General features: G+C 35.6%; 10 protein-coding genes. All 10 read left to right on the plus strand.

What is annotated here, in order from left to right:
* Positions 1-2 precede the first annotated feature (2 nt).
* The 10 genes from OZP10_RS14115 to OZP10_RS14160 all read left to right on the plus strand — a co-directional run bounded on the left by OZP10_RS14115 (position 3) and on the right by OZP10_RS14160 (position 18096).
* Entirely contained in the window at positions 3-1739 is a 1737-nt protein-coding gene (locus OZP10_RS14115; protein WP_281631428.1) for a glycoside hydrolase family 43 protein, read from the plus strand.
* A 502-nt stretch (positions 1740-2241) separates the two neighbouring features.
* On the plus strand, positions 2242-3249 hold the full coding sequence (locus OZP10_RS14120) for a GntR family transcriptional regulator (RefSeq protein ID WP_281631429.1): 1008 nt from the start codon (positions 2242-2244) through the stop codon (positions 3247-3249).
* A 1-nt stretch (position 3250) separates the two neighbouring features.
* Positions 3251-4732, plus strand: a complete 1482-nt coding sequence (locus OZP10_RS14125; RefSeq protein ID WP_281631430.1) for a xylulokinase — start codon at positions 3251-3253, stop codon at positions 4730-4732.
* Between the two features lie 9 nt (positions 4733-4741).
* Entirely contained in the window at positions 4742-6067 is a 1326-nt protein-coding gene (gene xylA, locus OZP10_RS14130; protein ID WP_281631431.1) for a xylose isomerase, read from the plus strand.
* A 600-nt stretch (positions 6068-6667) separates the two neighbouring features.
* Positions 6668-7324 (plus strand): fructose-6-phosphate aldolase, encoded by a 657-nt coding sequence (gene fsa, locus OZP10_RS14135; protein WP_281631432.1) that lies wholly within the window; start codon positions 6668-6670, stop codon positions 7322-7324.
* Positions 7325-7899: 575 nt separating this feature from the next.
* Positions 7900-11067: a SusC/RagA family TonB-linked outer membrane protein gene (locus OZP10_RS14140; RefSeq protein WP_281631433.1), complete on the plus strand. Its 3168-nt coding sequence runs from the start codon at positions 7900-7902 to the stop codon at positions 11065-11067.
* Positions 11068-11077: 10 nt separating this feature from the next.
* Positions 11078-12709, plus strand: coding sequence for a RagB/SusD family nutrient uptake outer membrane protein (locus OZP10_RS14145; protein WP_281631434.1), 1632 nt, complete (start codon positions 11078-11080; stop codon positions 12707-12709).
* 31 nt (positions 12710-12740) lie between these two features.
* Positions 12741-14105, plus strand: a complete 1365-nt coding sequence (locus OZP10_RS14150; protein ID WP_281631435.1) for a glycan-binding surface protein — start codon at positions 12741-12743, stop codon at positions 14103-14105.
* 15 nt (positions 14106-14120) lie between these two features.
* Positions 14121-16331: an endo-1,4-beta-xylanase gene (locus OZP10_RS14155; protein WP_281631436.1), complete on the plus strand. Its 2211-nt coding sequence runs from the start codon at positions 14121-14123 to the stop codon at positions 16329-16331.
* A 115-nt stretch (positions 16332-16446) separates the two neighbouring features.
* Positions 16447-18096, plus strand: coding sequence for a GH35 family beta-galactosidase (locus tag OZP10_RS14160; RefSeq protein ID WP_281631437.1), 1650 nt, complete (start codon positions 16447-16449; stop codon positions 18094-18096).
* The last annotated feature ends 55 nt before the right edge of the window (positions 18097-18151 follow it).

Below are 18151 nucleotides of genomic sequence, written 5' to 3' on the forward strand. Positions count from 1 at the left end.
TTATGAAAAGAAAAACAGGCTTTAAAATTGTTGCAGCAGTCATTTTGATGAGTGCGTTTTCTTCGTGTAAAAAAATTTCGCAAAAATCACAATCGGTTGTGTATTCCGATTATGCTTCTTTTGATTGGTTTGATTACAGAGGAAATGACGACGCATATCAAAATCTTACAAAATCTGATGGCGATTATTTAAATCCTGTTTTAGCTGGTTTTTATCCTGACCCTACGATTTGCAGAGTGGAGGATAAGTTTTATCTCGTCAATTCTTCTTTCTGCTATTTTCCGGGATTGCCCATTTTTGAAAGTACCGATTTAGTGCATTGGAAACAAATTGGAAACATCATCGATCGCCCTGAACAGGCCGATTTTGGAAACTCTCGTTTGTCTGGCGGAATGTACGCACCAACAATTCGCTATAACAAAGGAACATTTTATGTGATTTGCACCAATGTAAGCGGAGTAGGTAATTTTATTGTTACCGCTAAAAATCCTGCAGGACCTTGGTCAGACCCAATTGTGCTTCCAGATGTTAATGGAATCGATCCTGACATTTTCTTTGATGAAGATGGAAAAGTTTATATTACGCATAACGGACCTCCGCCAAATAATGTTTCGCTTCATGATGGCCATCGCGCCATTTATATGCTGGAATACGATTTGGAAAAACAAAAAACCACAACAAGCCCCAAATTGGTTATTAACGGCGGAACCGATATGTCTAAGAAACCAGTATGGATCGAAGGTCCGCATGTGCTTAAAAAGAACGGATTTTATTATTTGCTTTGCGCACAAGGAGGAACGGGTTTTAATCATTCTGAAGTAATTTTTAGAAGTAAAAACATTTATGGTCCTTATGAAAGTTATGCTAACAATCCGATTTTGACACAGTTGCATTTAGATCCGAATCGTAAAAATTTGGTTTCGACAACGGGACATGCCGATTTTGTTGAACTTCCAAACGGAGATTGGTGGTCAGTGTTTTTAGGATGCCGACCATACGAAGGAGATTTCTACAATATGGGAAGAGAAACCTTCATGATGCCTGTAGAATGGAAAAACGATTGGCCAGAAATTGTAGGCGGAAATGAACCAATTCCGATGATTCATAAACGTCCAAATCTTCCGCTTTCTAAAGAAAAAATAGAGCCATTGAATGGAAATTTCGTTTCGAAAGACGATTTTGACTCGAATAAATTAGATCTTAAATGGAGTTTTATTAGGACGCCAAAGGAAAAATGGTATGATTTGATTAATAGAAAATTATTAATTAAACCAAGACCAGAATCGATTCATAGCGAAACGAATTTTTCTTTTATTGGAAGAAGACAGCAACATTTAAAATTTGAAGCTTCAGTAAAGTTTGAATTCAATGCAAAAGATAATTTACAGGCTGTAGGTTTAACCGCTTTTCAAAACGAAAAACATTATTTGTTGATTGGAAAACGAATGAATGCTGATCATAAATTGGAAGTTTTTGTTGAAAGAACAGCAGATAAAATCAATAATGGGAAATCGGAAATTATTACGAAAAAAGAACTTTTAGATTCTGGTAAACCATTGTTTGTAAAGATTGAAGGAAACGGAAGATGGTATAGTTTTTATTATAAAACGACAGAAAAACAAGATTGGATTTTATTGATTAAAGATGTTGACGGGGTTATTTTGAGTACAAAAGAAGCAGGAGGATTTGTGGGGACGTATTTGGGGATGTATGCTTCGAGTGAGCATTTTAAGCAATAGTTTTTTCCGTCTAGTTTGTCATCCTGACGAAGGAAGGATCACACGCGGGATTCGACAAAAGTTGGTAGCGTTCTGTATAGTTTTTCGACCAGTTTGTCATTTCGACGAAGGAGAAATCTTCACGAGTAGCTCGACAAAGATTGGATTTTCGTTCCGGAGCTACTTGTGAAGATTTGCTTCGCCTGTTCACTATCGCTCGGGTCTCCTTCGTCGAAATGACAAGATTGTGTGGATTCCCGTTATGGAGTTGCTTGCGAAGTCCCAGAGGGACGAAATATTTATAGAAGGTTTGTTTTGCAACTTTACAAAAGCCCCAGCGGGGCGATATATTATTATGACAAATGTGTCGCTCCGCTGGAGCTTTTAATCTGTAACGATTGGAATTTTCTATAAATATTCCGCTCTTCCAGAGCTTAAAAAAAAATAACATAATTCATTTGAAAAATAATTTTTTATAAAATATTTTTAGCTACTTTAGCATAACAGAACGGAACAGAACGGTATGCTAAAAGAAGAAGAAAAATTTGAGTTTATAATTAATCACGATAGTGATATTCCGAAGTATCAGCAGTTGGTTGACGGAATTACGAATGCTATTGCCGAGAATATTTTACAAAAGGGAGATTTGCTTCCGTCGGTGAATGTAATCTGCAAGACGTATCAGCTTTCGAGAGACACGGTTTTTAAGGCTTATACGATTTTAAAAGACCAGAATACAATTGATTCTGTACCCAATAAAGGCTATTATGTGGCAGGCGAAACGAGAAAAGTGCTTTTGGTTTTGGATACGTTTAAGGCTTATAAAGAGGTTTTGTACCATTCGTTTGTGAATAATCTGCCAGATAATGTAATTACAGATGTGCAGTTTCATCATTATAATATTGATGTTTTTAAAACGATCATTAATAATGGAATTGGAAAGTACTACAAATACGTAGTCATGAATTTTGATCACAAGGATATCGCTCCGGCTTTGTCGGCAATTTCAAAAGATAAATTGCTTTTGATTGACTGGAATATTCAGGCAAAAAAGACAAATAATTATATTTTTCAGGATTTCGGGAAAGCATTTTACGAGTCATTGACAGAAGTAGCCGATTTGTTTAAAAAGTATAAAAAAATACAGTTTGTATATCCAGATTTTACAAATCATCCGTGGGAAACGGTAGAATATTTTAAGAAATTCTGTGCCGATTTTGGTTTTGAATATGAAGTGATTACAGATCCGAAAAAGTTCAATATTGAAAAAGGAATTGCTTATATCAGTGTAAGCGACAGGATTTTAGGGCACTTTTTAGAACAGTGTAAAGAAAAGGATTTTGAACCTGGGAAAGACGTTGGATTTTTATCGTACAACGAAACCCCAATGAAGAAATTTATATACAAAGGAATTTCGGTTGTTTCAACCGATTTTAAAGAAATGGGAACCAAAGCAGCGGCATTTATTACGCATGACGAAGAAACGAAGTGTTATGTGCCGACAAAATTAATAATAAGAGAATCATTATAGTATGTATTATATCGGATATGATATTGGAAGTTCTTCTGTCAAGGCGGCCTTGGTAGAAGCAGAAACAGGCAAAAAAGTAATCGTTTTGAATGAACCGCAGAACGAAATGGAAATCTTGTCAATTCACCCAGACTGGGCAGAGCAAGATCCTGAAATCTGGTGGCAGCACATTTGTACAGCGACTAAAAGAGCGATTAAAGAATCAAACATCGATGCTTCTAAAATTCAGGGAATTGGTATTTCGTACCAAATGCACGGATTGGTGATTGTGGATAATGACAGAAATGCGCTTCGAAATTCAATTATCTGGTGCGACAGTCGTGCAGTTGAAATTGGGAATAAGGCTTTCGCCGAAATTGGAGAAGAAAAATGCATGTCGCATTTATTGAATTCGCCAGGAAATTTTACTGCTTCAAAGCTAAAATGGGTGAAAGAAAACGAACCTGAAGTTTACAATAAAATTGCTAAATACATGCTTCCGGGAGATTATATAGCTTTGAAATTAACAGGTGAAGTAACGACTACTAAAAACGGATTGTCTGAAGGAATGCTTTGGGATTATAAAGAAAATAAAGTAGCCGACTGGCTTTTAGAATACTACGGAATCGACAAATCATTGACGCCTAGAATCGTCGAAAATTTTACAAATCAAGGAGTTGTTACTGAAAAAGCTTCGGCAGAATCAGGTCTTCCAGCTGGAATTCCGATTGTGTACAGAGCAGGAGATCAGCCTAATAATGCTTTGTCTCTGAATGTTTTGAATCCGGGAGAAGTGGCTGCGACTGGTGGAACTTCGGGAGTGTTTTATGCAGTGAGCGAAATGTCGTCTGGAAAAAGCACAAGAGTAAACAATTTCGTTCACGTAAACTACGAATTGGAAACGCCAAGAGTGGGTAAACTTTTAAATATTAACGGAGCAGGAATTCAGTACAGATGGCTTCGTAATAATATGGGCAACGAAAGTTATGAAGCAATGAATGAAAAAGCTTCAAATATTGAAGTTGGATCAGAAGGTGTTGTTGTAATTCCGTTTGGGAATGGTGCGGAACGTATGTTCAATAATAAAACCATCGGAACTCACTTTTTAAATCTGAATTTAAATATTCACAACAGCGCGCATTTGTTTAGAGCTTCTCTTGAAGGAATTGCGTTTTCGTTTGTGTACGGAATGGAATGTTTAAAAGATGACAATGCTACGATTAATGTGATTAGAGCTGGAAATGACAATCTTTTCCGTTCGGAGATTTTCTCTAATACCGTGGCAACTTTAATTGGTCACGAAATCGAAATTTACAATACAACAGGAGCGGTTGGTGCGGCGAGAGCAGTTGGTTTAAAAGACGGTGATTACAGCAAGTTTGGGGCTAATGTTAGTGACAACGATCACGTAATGACGTTTTTACCACTTCACAACAAAGAACCTTACGAGACGGCTTATAAAAAATGGAAACAAGAATTAGAATTAATATTAACAAATAAATAAAAAAATCAAATGATAGTTTTAGGAGATAAAGAATACTACAAAGGTATCGGCCAAATTAAATTTGAAGGAAAGGAATCTGATAATCCGTTGGCATTTAAATATTACAATCCAGATCAAATTGTAGCTGGAAAAACAATGCGTGAGCACTTTAAATTTGCAATCGCTTACTGGCATACTTTCTGCGGACAAGGTAGCGATCCATTTGGACCAGGAACACAACAATTTGCTTGGGATGCTTCGTCAGATCCATATCAAGCTGCAAAAGATAAGGCAGATGCCGCTTTTGAATTCATCAGTAAAATGGGATTCGATTATTTCTGTTTCCACGATTACGATTTGATCGCTGAAGGAGCAACTTTCGCAGAATCAGAAAAACGTTTGGCTTTTATTACTGATTATTTAAAACAGAAAAAAGCAGACTCTGGAATTAAATTGCTTTGGGGAACTTCAAACTGCTTCTCAAATCCAAGATTCATGAACGGAGCGGCTACAAATCCAGATTTTAATGTAGTAGCAAGAGCTGGAGGACAAGTAAAATTGGCTCTTGATGCAACAATCGCTTTAGGCGGAGAAAACTATGTATTCTGGGGTGGTAGAGAAGGTTATATGTCTTTATTAAACACAGATATGGGAAGAGAATTAGACCACATGGCGCAATTCTTAGCAATGTCTAGAGACTACGCAAGAGCTCAAGGTTTTAAAGGAACTTTCTTTATTGAGCCTAAACCAATGGAGCCATCAAAACACCAATACGATTTTGACTCAGCGACAGCGATTGGATTCTTGAAAAATTATGGTTTAGACAAAGATTTCAAAATCAACATTGAAGTAAACCACGCTACATTGGCACAACATACTTTCCAACACGAATTGGAAGTGGCTGCAAAAGCAGGAATGTTAGGAAGCATCGATGCAAACAGAGGTGATTACCAAAACGGATGGGATACAGATCAGTTTCCAAACAACATTCAAGAAACGACTGAAGCAATGTTGGTTTTCTTAAAAGCTGGCGGATTGCAAGGTGGTGGAGTTAACTTTGATGCTAAAATTAGAAGAAACTCTACAGACTTAGAAGATGTTTTCTTAGCACACATTGGCGGAGCTGATACTTTTGCAAGAGCTTTATTGACAGCAGATAAAATTATCACTTCTTCTCCTTACGAAAAATTAAGAAAAGAAAGATACAGCTCATTCGATTCTGGAAAAGGAAAAGACTTTGCTGATGGAAAATTAAATCTTAAAGATCTTTATACTATCGCTCACGAAAATGGAGAATTAAATCTTCAAAGCGGTAAGCAAGAATTGTTTGAAAATATCATTAACCAATATATTTAATTGGTAAACTTCTACAGCAAACCTAACAGGTTTTTAAAACCTGTTAGGTTTCTTAAAAAATTTAGTGAGAAAAAAATCTAGAAAAGGTTTAAATTTTTAAACATGATAGTTATAAAACGTTACGATGTTTAAAAATGTTTTTTAGATAAAAACTTCGAAAATGTGTATTAAGATTATGGCATTTTTACAATGAGATTTGAGAAAAATAGATTGAAGGTTTAGTTACTATTTTTTAAAAATTGAAATGAATAAAAGTCAGTTTGATAAAATAATAAGTGAGTTTTTTTTATTGAAGGTTTTTTGAAGAGCAGAATCAATCGAAATGCACATTTTTCACTCACTAGAATTTGGACACACTGCAGTGTGTCTCTACTAAATTTATCTACACAAAGAAAAAAAACGTACAGTTTTGTCATTTCGACGAAGGAGAAATCTCCGTAAGTAGCTCCACAAAGTAAATAACTAATCTTTGTCGAGTTTCTCGCGAAGATTTGCTTCGCCTGTTGGCTATCGCTCGGGTCTCCTTCGTCGAAATGACAAACTATGCGGTTCATTCGATGATAAAGAATTATTTATAACAACTAATAAACCAAAAAACTTATGAAATTTTTTATTGACACTGCTAATCTTCAAGACATTGAAGAAGCGCAGGCTTTAGGCGTTTTAGATGGTGTAACTACCAATCCGTCTTTAATGGCAAAAGAAGGCATTACAGGAAAAGCAAACATCCTGAAACATTATCTTGACATTTGTAATATCGTAGATGGCGATGTTTCGGCTGAGGTTATTTCGACTGATTTTGAAGGAATGATAAGAGAAGGAGAAGAATTAGCCGCCTTACATCCTCAGATCGTAGTGAAACTGCCAATGATTGGCGATGGTGTAAAGGCTTGCAAATATTTTTCTTCAAAAGGAATCCGTACCAATGTAACTTTGGTGTTTTCTGCTGGTCAGGCGTTATTGGCAGCAAAAGCTGGAGCGACTTACGTTTCTCCATTTTTAGGGCGTTTAGATGACGTTTCAACAGACGGAATGCATTTAATTGCTGAAATCAGAGAAATCTACGATAATTACAATTATCAGACTCAAATCCTTTCAGCTTCTGTAAGACATACCATGCATATTGTTAATTGTGCCAAAGTAGGGTCAGATGTTATGACAGGCCCTCTTTCTGCGATAAAAGGGCTACTGAAACACCCTTTAACTGATATTGGTTTAAAGCAATTTGTAGAAGACGCAAAAAAGATGAATTTATAATCTTTTCATTTCCATTTTTATAGTTTTTAAACTCTCTTCCAGCTATTTGGAGGGGAGTTTTTTTATGTAATAAAAGCAACCGATTGTCTCTGTTTTTTATTTTGTAAGAAATATAAGCTTTTGGTTCTAGTGTGGTGACTTTCAGATTATAATATTTTTTAAGTCCCATTTTATAAGGGATAACATAACATCTAATTTAGGAGGAATTTTTATACAGTCACTACAACGTTTTAGTGTTTCTTTAAAAAAACTTATATTTTAACATTTTATATTTTTTTTAAGATTTTGAATCAAACGATTTATTATCTCTAACGTTTTCGTGATATTAAATACTGTTTTTGCTAATTATTTAATATTTTATAATTATTTACATGTATAATTCTTTTTTTTAGTATGTTTTTTTTGAAATTGATAAAAAAAATTAACGCAACCGATTGTGTGTTGTTGTTTTTTGCATATATTTGTTTTGACTATAAGTTGTTATTTATTAGAAATGTTAAAATAAAAATGGATAGCAAAGTCAATCAAAACGAAAACTAACTAAACCAACTATTAACTCATTAAACCAATTATTTATGACTAACTTTTTAATTACTAAAAGCAGATCTAAATACTTTAAGAATCTGGGGTTCTTAATCCTGATGATGGTATTTTCTGCTTCGGTAAATGCGCAAATTACTGTTACAGGTACTGTATCTGATGGTAGCGGACCAATACCAGGTGTCAATATTATTGTAAAAGGAACCAAAACAAGTACGGTATCAAATTTTGACGGAACGTACACGCTTCAAGCTATTCCCAATAATAGCATTTTGGTTTTTAGTTTTATTGGATATAAACCGCATGAAGTTGCAGTGAACAATAAAACTAAAATTGATGCTGTACTAGAAGAGAACTTAAATGACTTAAAAGAAGTTGTTGTTATTGGATACGGAACCGCAAAAAGAGCAGATTTAACAGGAGCTATTTCTTCTATATCTAGTGCAGCAGTAACACAATCTGTTTCTACAACTATAGATCAGGTATTGCAAGGCCGTGCGGCAGGGGTGCAGATACAGCAAAATAGTGGTACTCCTGGAGGAAGCTCTTCGGTACGTATTCGTGGTATAAGCTCTATTACAGGTTCTAATGAGCCAATTTATGTAATTGATGGTGTGATTATAGATGGTAATTCAGGTTCTTTAAATACAAATCCGCTTTCAGGAATTAACCCTAATGATATTGCTTCTATCGATATATTGAAAGATGCGTCTGCAACTGCTATTTATGGTTCTAGAGCGGCAAATGGAGTAATTATGGTGACTACTAAAACAGGTAGAAAAGGAGATTTGACTTTAAATTTTGACACTTATGTAGGATGGCAGCAAATGCCAAAGGAATTGCAGGTGCTTAATTTAAGAGAATATGGAACACTTAAAAATACTCGTGCAGATTTAGGAATCGTTCAAAGAGATCCTTATTTTATTCGTCCTGATTTATTAGGAGAAGGCACAAATTGGCAAGACGAATTATTTCAAACAGGTTTAATTCAGAACTATAATCTATCTGCTTCTGGTGGTTCAGATACTACTACTTATGCATTAGGAATGTCTTACTTTGATCAGGAAGGAACAATTATTGGTTCTTCTTTTGATCGTATGACAATTCGTGCAGTTGTTGATTCGCAAGTAAAAAAATGGATGAAAGTTGGAGTAAACTTAAATGCTTACAAAACCAATCAGGTAACGACAGTTAATGATGATTCGGTAATTTTAACTGCTTTAAAACAAACTCCAAACGTAGCAGCTCGAAATGCTGATGGTACTTTTGACGGACCAGATACAACAGAATTTGTTCAGACAAATCCATTGGGAATTGCAATGTTGAAAGACAATCATGGAAAAGACTATGGAATTAGAGGAAATGTGTATGCAGAAATTGGTTTTACAAAAGATTTAAAACTTAAAACCCAGTATTCTATAGATTATGGTTTCGGGAATAGATATACTTTTAATCCATCGTATACTTTTGGAGCATTATCAAATGAAGTTAGAGAAGGATCAAGAACAAAATCTACCAGCGAAAACTGGATTTGGACTAACACTTTGACTTATAATAAAATGTTTGGAAAACATAATGTTAATGCATTAGTAGCTCAAGAGTTTCAAGAGCAAAACTGGGAAAATCTTTATGGTTACCGTTCAGGTTATTTAACAAACGGAGCTACAGATTTAAACGCTGGAGATCCAACAACGGCTAGAAATTCAAATGCAAGTTCTACAAAATCGCTTAGTTCTTACTTTGCAAGAGCAACGTATACATTTGATGATAGATATATCCTAACAGGGACAATCAGAAGAGATGGATCTTCGCAATTTGCTGAAGGCAATAAATGGGATTGGTTTCCATCTGCTTCTTTAGCATGGAAGGTTTCAAATGAATCATTTTTAAAAAACAATCAAACTATTAGTAATCTGAAATTACGTGCAGGATGGGGAGTAACAGGTAATTCAAGCGTACCAAATAATGCTTATACTTCTGTTTATGGAACTTCTGCAACCAATTGGGGAAGCGGACAAATTGCAACCAATACAGCAAATCCAGACCTTAAATGGGAAAAATCAAACCAGACTAATATTGGTTTAGACATCGGACTTCTAGACAACAGAATTGAAATTACAACAGATGTTTATTATAAAAGAACAGATGATTTATTACTAAGATTATCACTTCCTGCTTATGTAGGTACAACGGGTCAGGGAGCTACATCACCACCTTTTGCTAATATCGGATCTCTTGAAAACAAAGGTTTCGAGTTTACGATAAACACGATCAACATGCAGAGAAAAGATTTTCTTTGGAAATCAAATTTCAATATCTCTATGAACAGATTTAAAGTATTGAAATTAAATTCAGAATCGGGAGTTTATGACCAGACATTGCAGCAAGGTTCTGATGTAACAGTGGTTACTCGTACTGCAGTTGGACAGCCATTAGGACAATTTTACGGTTATAAAGTAATTGGACGTTTTGAAAAAGCAACAGATTTCTATTATAAAGATGCTAATGGAGTGGTAAAACCAACCGCATTGCCAGAAGGAATGGCAATTGGAGAAAATGGAGTTTGGATTGGAGATTACATGTTTGAAGATGTAAATAAAGATGGTGTAATCAACGAAAAAGATGCTGGATATATTGGAAATCCTAACCCAGATTTCACTTTTGGTTTCAATAATAGTTTCTCATTCAAAGGATTTGATGTGAGCATTTTGTTTACAGGTTCTTACGGAAACGATGTTTTAAACTATCAAAGACGCTGGTTAGAAAATCCTCGTGAGAATACTAATTTGTTGAAATCGGCTTTAGGATACGCACAATTAGAATTAATCGATCCGAATGGACCAAACGATTATCGTAACGTTCAAATTGTTGGCGGAGATCCTTACATGCCCAGAATTGCAGCTTCATCTGCGGCTTCAGCTTCAAATTATCGTTTAAGCAACAGATTTGTAGAAGATGGATCTTATGTAAGACTTAAAAATATTTCGATTGGTTATAATCTTCCAAAGGATTTGTATTCTAAATACGGAATTTCAAACATCAAAGTATATTCAAACATGCAGAATGTTTTAACCTTTACTAAATATAAAGGATATGATCCTGAGGTAGGTGCAATGTATCAAAACCAACTTTTAAATGGTATCGATAACGGACGTTATCCTTCGCCTATGGTAACTACGCTTGGATTAACTGTTAATTTCTAAAAAACGCACAATGAAAACAAAGAAAATATTTTACACGGCTTTAATTATTGCATTGCCATTTGTTTGGACGAGTTGCAGCGACATTTTAGACGTTGAACCAAATGATGTAATTACAAAAGAAAATTTTTATAAAACGGAATCTGATTTTCAGGCCGCAACAGGACCTTTATACAACAAAGTTTGGTTCGATTTTAATGATAAATTCTATTACGGATTAGGAGATGGACGTGCCGCAAACATGTACGCACCTTTCTCAGATTACGTTTATCCGTTTACAGATTTAACAGAAACGGGATTAACAGGGCCTTTAGTTTCAGCTTGGGCATCTTTGTATAATGTGATTCAGCAATCAAATAATGTGATTATTGGAATTTCTGGAAGTTCAATGAACGCAACTGTTAAAAACAAATATATTGCCGAAGCTCGCTTTATGAGAGGAACGGCATATTGGTATTTGGCTTCATTATGGGGAGATGTTATCATTTCTACTGACCCGAGCGAATTGGTAAAAAATCCAATCGTGAATAAAAACCCAATGAAAGATGTTTACGAATTTTCTATGCGCGATTTAGAATTTGCAGCTAAATATCTTCCAGAAACAGCAGGACAGGCTGGACGTTTAACAAAATACAGCGCTTACGGAATGTTGTCTCGTGTTTACTTATCATTTTCGGGAGTGAGCGACAATCCAAACAGCGGAACGCGCAATCAGGAATATCTTGATTTAGCCAAAAAAGCAGCAGAAAAAGTAATGAGTTCTGGACCTTACAGTTTAATGGCAAATTATGAAGATTTATTCATGATTGACAATAACAATAATACAGAATCGATGTTTGCGCTTCAATGGGTTCCTAATGGAGATTATGGAGTAAACAATACGCAGCAGGCCTATTTTGCATTAGGTTCTGATATTACAGGAGACGATGCAGCTTGGGGATATTGGACACGAGCTTCTTACAATGTTTTACAAGAATATGAGTCAAAAGATCTTCGCCGTAGAGCAACTTTTATGGGAGACAACGATCATTATGCTGAAATCAATAAAGCAAACGGCGGTTATACTGTAGATCACAGTGCTGATTTCCTTACAATTAAAAAAGGTGTTGTAGGTTCTACAAAAGACAATTCTAAAATTACCCGTATGAATTCTGCTTTAAATACTTACATGTTACGTCTAGCAGAAGTGTATTTGAACTATGCAGAAGCAGCTTTAGGAAACAATGCATCAACTGCAGATGCAACAGCGATTTCGGTTGTAAATAGACTTCGTACACGTGCAGGTTTAGATCCAAAAACAACATTGACTTATGCTGATATTATTCACGAAAGAAGAGTTGAATTGTGTATGGAAGGACAATATTGGTACGACTTAGTTAGAAGAGCTTACTACAAACAACAAGAAGTAATCAACTATATAACAGGACAAAACAGAGGAACAATAACTCCAATTTTGTACGACACAGCAACAAATACAGTTACGGTTGATGCTTCAAAAGCAACAAGTCCGAGAGCAATTGGTGTAATCGATGCGACAATTTTCACACTTCCTTATCCAGAATCTGAATTGGTTCAGAATCCGTTATTGAGAGAAAATCCAGTTCCGTATCAATTTACAGAAGAGAAAATAAAAGACTTATTCTAGTTTCAGAAATAAAAAACTAAAAGACATAAATATGAAATATATTTTAACTAAAAAGTATTGGGCACCAATTGCACTGTTAAGCATGATGGTTTTCGGTATGCTGTTTACTTCTTGCGACAACAACGATTCAGAAGGAAGCACAATTACAATTACAAAAGTGTTTTTAGAAGATGTAAATTCATCTGTGCCAGACAGAGAAGTAACTTTTGCCCGTTTAGGACAGCTATTACGTATAGAAGGCTCTGGATTTGAAGGATTGAAGAAAGTTTATATAAACGGATATTCAACTTACTTTAATGTGGTTTTTGTTTCTAATAATTCAATGCTGGTAAGCGTTTCTGCAGATACCCCAATTTTAGATGCAGATCCGTCAGTAAGAAATACAATCCGATTTGTAAATGATAATAGCGAATTTACTTTCCCTTTCGCAATTCGTTCAGGAAAACCAGCTATTTTAAGCATGTCGAATACAATGCCAAATCCAGGAGAAACAATTATTGTTTCAGGAACCGGCTTAACAGAAGTAAGCAAAGTAGTTTTCCCAGGAAATGTTGAAGTTACAACGGGAATCACTTCAGACGAAGAAGGAGAATCATTTACAGTTGTAGTTCCAAGCGGAATCTCAGATTTAGGAGGTTCAATTTATGCAGAAACATCAAACGGAGGCGTTTACTCTCCAGCTTATTTCAATTTCAAAAAAGGATTACTGCTTAATTTTGATGGACAAGGGTCTCATGGATATTGGGGAAGTTCAACAAGTATGATCCAGCCAGCAGATTTAGAATCGGCAGCACTAGGAACAGGAAATATTTCTCAAGGAAAATATGTACCTCATCGTCCAGCTCGTATTGCCTCTTTCGATCCAGCTAAAAACCGTTGTACAGAAGTTTGGACAGCAGGAAATGGAGTTGATAATTGGAGAGCTCAGTTAACACCATATATTCCAGCAAGTACACCGTTGGATAAAGTGGCCTTTCAATTTGATATTTATGTGCCAGATGTTTGGAAAGATTCAGGCTTCTTAAAAATCTGTATGATCAATAATTTTAATGGAGGAGAATGGACAGGAGCTTGTTACAATTATGTTCCATGGATTAAAGACGGAAAATCGATAGGAGTAAACACAACAGGATGGATTACAGTTACAATTCCATTAAACAAATTCTACGCTTGGTCTAAAGAAGCTTTTACTTTCGAAACAGTTTTAGCATATCGTGAAGCGGCAACATATCAAAACTTTGGTATTTATTTCGAAAATTCTGATGTAAAACTTTCAAATGTAACAGGAAACGCAAGCGAAGTAGAATTCCCTTCAAAAGCAACTTCTGTAAAAGTGTATACAGACAATTGGAGAATTGTACCATTAGATACGCCAGTCTATAATGATTTTAACTAACTCAACAACCACAAAATGAAATATAAATATATCATACCAATAATTGCTTCATCACTAATGATTTTGTCATCTTGCGATGATAATTTGATGGAGTGGGGAAAAGACCCAGAACATGGCGAAGTAACTGGAGCTGAGCTTCCGCTGGCTTTAGTAGAGAAAATAAGCCGTTACGAACCATTAAAAAACTATTCAGATTTTTCATTAGGAAACGGAATCGGAATCAGTTTATACATGAGCGATGCCAATTATAGAAAAATCGTAAACGAAAATTTTGATGAGGTTACGCCAGGTTATGAAATGAAACACGGTGCCATGGTAAATGCTAAAGGAGCAATTGATTTTGCCAATGTAGATGCTTTTATCGCTGCAACAAAAAGCGCAGGATTAAAAGTTTTTGGACACACTTTAGTTTGGCATTCCAACCAAAATGCAAGTTATCTAAACGGTATTATTGCCCCAACAGTAATTCCAGGTTCAAGCGGAACAAATGTTTTGGATCTAACACCTATTAAAAGCGGAACTTTCACAGGATGGGCTAGAAATAATCCAGGGAAAGGAATCACAACAGTTGCCAATTCTGGCCTAACCAGCACTTCTGCCGCAATCCAATTAGCGTCAAGCGCAAGTTCTTCTGCTGCTTACAGTTTGCAGCTTACTTCGCCAAATGTGCCAATTGTTTCAGGACATAATTATGAAATTTCATTTTATATCAAATCTGATGTTGCAGGTAAAGGGCGTATTTCATTCAACGCTTCGCTAACCAATCAATATCCATACAAAGACTGGTTTGCAACAGGAGGAACATGGACAGAAGCATTTGCAACAACTTCTACTTGGCAGCAGGTAAAAATCAAATTGGCTCCAGGCGATTTTGCATCAGGAAGTACAAGTTTTCAGTTTAATTTAGATTTAGGATATCTTCCAAACGTAACGTATTTAATCGACGCTTATACGTTGGCGGTCGTTGATTTGGATGCCGCAACAGGACCAGTTAATCTGATTGCTAACGGAAATTTTAATTCAGGTATTACAGGCTGGAGTAAAGCCAACGGAGCAGCAGATGCTTTAAGTGCAGGAACAGGAGCTTCAAATGTTTATGAGGGAAGTGGATCAATGAAAGTAGTAAACGCTACATCTGATGCTTCGAACCAATGGAAAACTCAAATTCAGACCACTTTTACTTCTGCATTAGTAGCAGGAAAAAGCTATACTATTTCTTATATGATTCGTTCTGAAGCAAATGGTTCTGTACGATGTTCAACAACACCATCAGGAGTAGCAAGTTATCAGGGAGATCAGACTACTACAACGACTTGGAAACAGATAGAATGGAAAATCACTGCAAAAGGAGGAGAGACTGGTTTTGGCTTTGATTTAGGAGGGGCCGCAGGAACTTATTATATCGATAATGTTCTGGTAACTGATGGATCAACTACTGGCGGAGGACCTACAGCGCCTGTAACAATTGAAAAGACAGATGCTGAGAAAACCAAAATTATTGGCGATGCCATGACAGATTGGATTTCTAAAATGATGACACACTACAAAACAAGCGTTTTTTCTTGGGACGTTGTCAATGAACCAATGAAAGAAGATGGAACATTAAGAAACGGTACTGAAGGAGATACTGCAACAGATTATTTTTCTTGGGTAAAATATCTAGGAAAAGATTACGCTGTAAAAGCATTCAAATTGGCACGCCAATACGGAAATGCAACCGACAAACTTTTCATAAACGATTACAACCTAGAATCTAGATTAGATAAATGTGACGGATTAATCGAATATGTAAAATACATTGAAAGCCAAGGTGCTCAAGTAGACGGAATTGGAACGCAGATGCACATTGGCTTGACAACTGATAAAGATAAAATTGTTCAAATGTTCCAAAAATTGGCAGCTACCGGAAAATTGATCAAAATTTCTGAGTTAGACATTAGATTAGGTACTGCTACGCCAACAGTTGCACAGCAGGCTTCTCAGGCAGAAATGTATCAGTATGTTATTGATATGTACAAAAAATACATTCCTGCAGGGCAACAATACGGAATTACAATTTGGGGAGTATCTGATAATTCTAAAGAACATGAATACTGGCTTCCAAACGAATCTCCAAATCTTTGGGATGCAAATTATGTTCGTAAACATGCCTACAAAGGCGCAGCAGACGGACTTGCAGGAAAAGACGTGAGTTTAGGTTTCTCAGGAGAATTACAAAAACCTTAAATATTTAATTAGTAATTATCCATAGTGCAAATCTGTAAAAATGGTTTGTACTATGGATTATTTATTTTCTTAATTTTTACAGCTCAAGATCTATACGAGCAAAAAACAAATCGAAATGGCTTTTACTCATAAAACAAATCGAATCAGTTTTTTTATAAAAAACAGCTTCCTTCTGATGGCTTTATTGACGATCCAATCTGGTTTTTGTCAAAACATACCTCATCTTCAGAAAAAAGGAAACAAAACACAATTAATTGTAAATGAAAAATCATTTTTGATTCGTGGAGGAGAACTTGGAAACTCTTCTGCCACAAGTATGGAAAGCATGGAAACCATTTGGCCAAAATTGGTAGACATGAACCTCAACACCGTTCTCACGCCTGTTTATTGGGAATTGATAGAGCCAGAAGAAGGTAAATTTGATTTTCAGTTGGTAGATGATTTAATTCTTCGTGCAAGAAAAGAAAACTTAAAACTTGTTTTTCTGTGGTTCGGATCCTGGAAAAACAGTATGTCAAGTCATGCGCCAGAATGGGTAAAACTCAATCAGAAAAAATATCCAAGAGTTAAAGACGATACCAACAAAAGTCATGAGATTCTAACGCCTTTTAGCGAAAACAATCTTCAAGCCGATTTGAATGCATTCAAAAAACTAATGGCTCATATTAAAGATTTCGATCAAAAAGAGCAAACCGTAATCATGATTCAGGTTGAGAATGAAATCGGAATGCTGCCAACTGCCCGTGATTATCATCCATTGGCGAATGAAGCTTTCAAAAAAGAAGTTCCAAAAGAATTGCTGCAATACCTTCAAAAAAATAAAGAAAAACTTGTTCCCGAATTTTCAGAAATCTGGAGCAAAAACGGATTCAAAACAAAAGGAAACTGGGAAGAAGTTTTTGGAAAAGGACTTCATACCGATGAAATTTTTATGGCTTGGTATTTCTCAAAATTTACCAACATAATCGCCAAAGCAGGAAAAGATATTTATCCGATTCCAATGTTTGTAAACGCGGCTCTAAATGCACCAGAAAAAAAACCGGGACAATACCCAAGCGCGGGACCTTTGCCACATATTATGGATGTATGGAAAGCGGCCGGAAATGCGATCGATTTTTTAGCGCCAGATTTTTACAATCCGTCGTTTAAACAATGGAATGATTTATTTACCCGTCAAGGCGATCCGTTATTTATTCCAGAACACCGTTTTGATGAAACCGCGCCTTTTAAAGGTTTATATGCCATCGGACATTATGAAGCGATTGGTTTTTCGCCATTTTCTATAGAATCTGTTGCCGATGCCAAAAAAGAACCTTTAGGAAAAATATACGATTTAGTCCAGCAATTAACCCCAACAATTGAAGCCAATAAAGGACAAGGAAAAATTGACGGTGTTTTGTTAGACAAAGAAAACAATACGCAAATCATTAAAATGGGCGATTACGAATTCACTTTCAAACATGATTATACCTTAAATTGGTCAGATGGAGCAAAAGCTGAAACTTGGCCAATGTCAAGTGCCATTATTATTGAAATTGCCAAAGATGAATTTTACATTTCAGGTTCAGGAATTGTAGTTACTTTTAAACCATTAAAAGGAAATGTAAATGCTGGAATTTTAAAAACCGATCAAGGCAAGTTTGAAAATGAAAAATGGAAAACCATCAGACATTTTAACGGAGATCAAACCCATCAAGGAAGACATTTAAGAATCTCAGTTGGCGATTACGAAATACAAAAAATAAAATTATATAGTTACGAATAGGTTTTTTTCGCCACGAATTTCCACTAATTATTTTAGCCACAGATTAAAAAGATTA

The organism is Flavobacterium luteolum, assembly GCF_027111275.1.
Lineage (GTDB): Bacteria > Bacteroidota > Bacteroidia > Flavobacteriales > Flavobacteriaceae > Flavobacterium > Flavobacterium luteolum.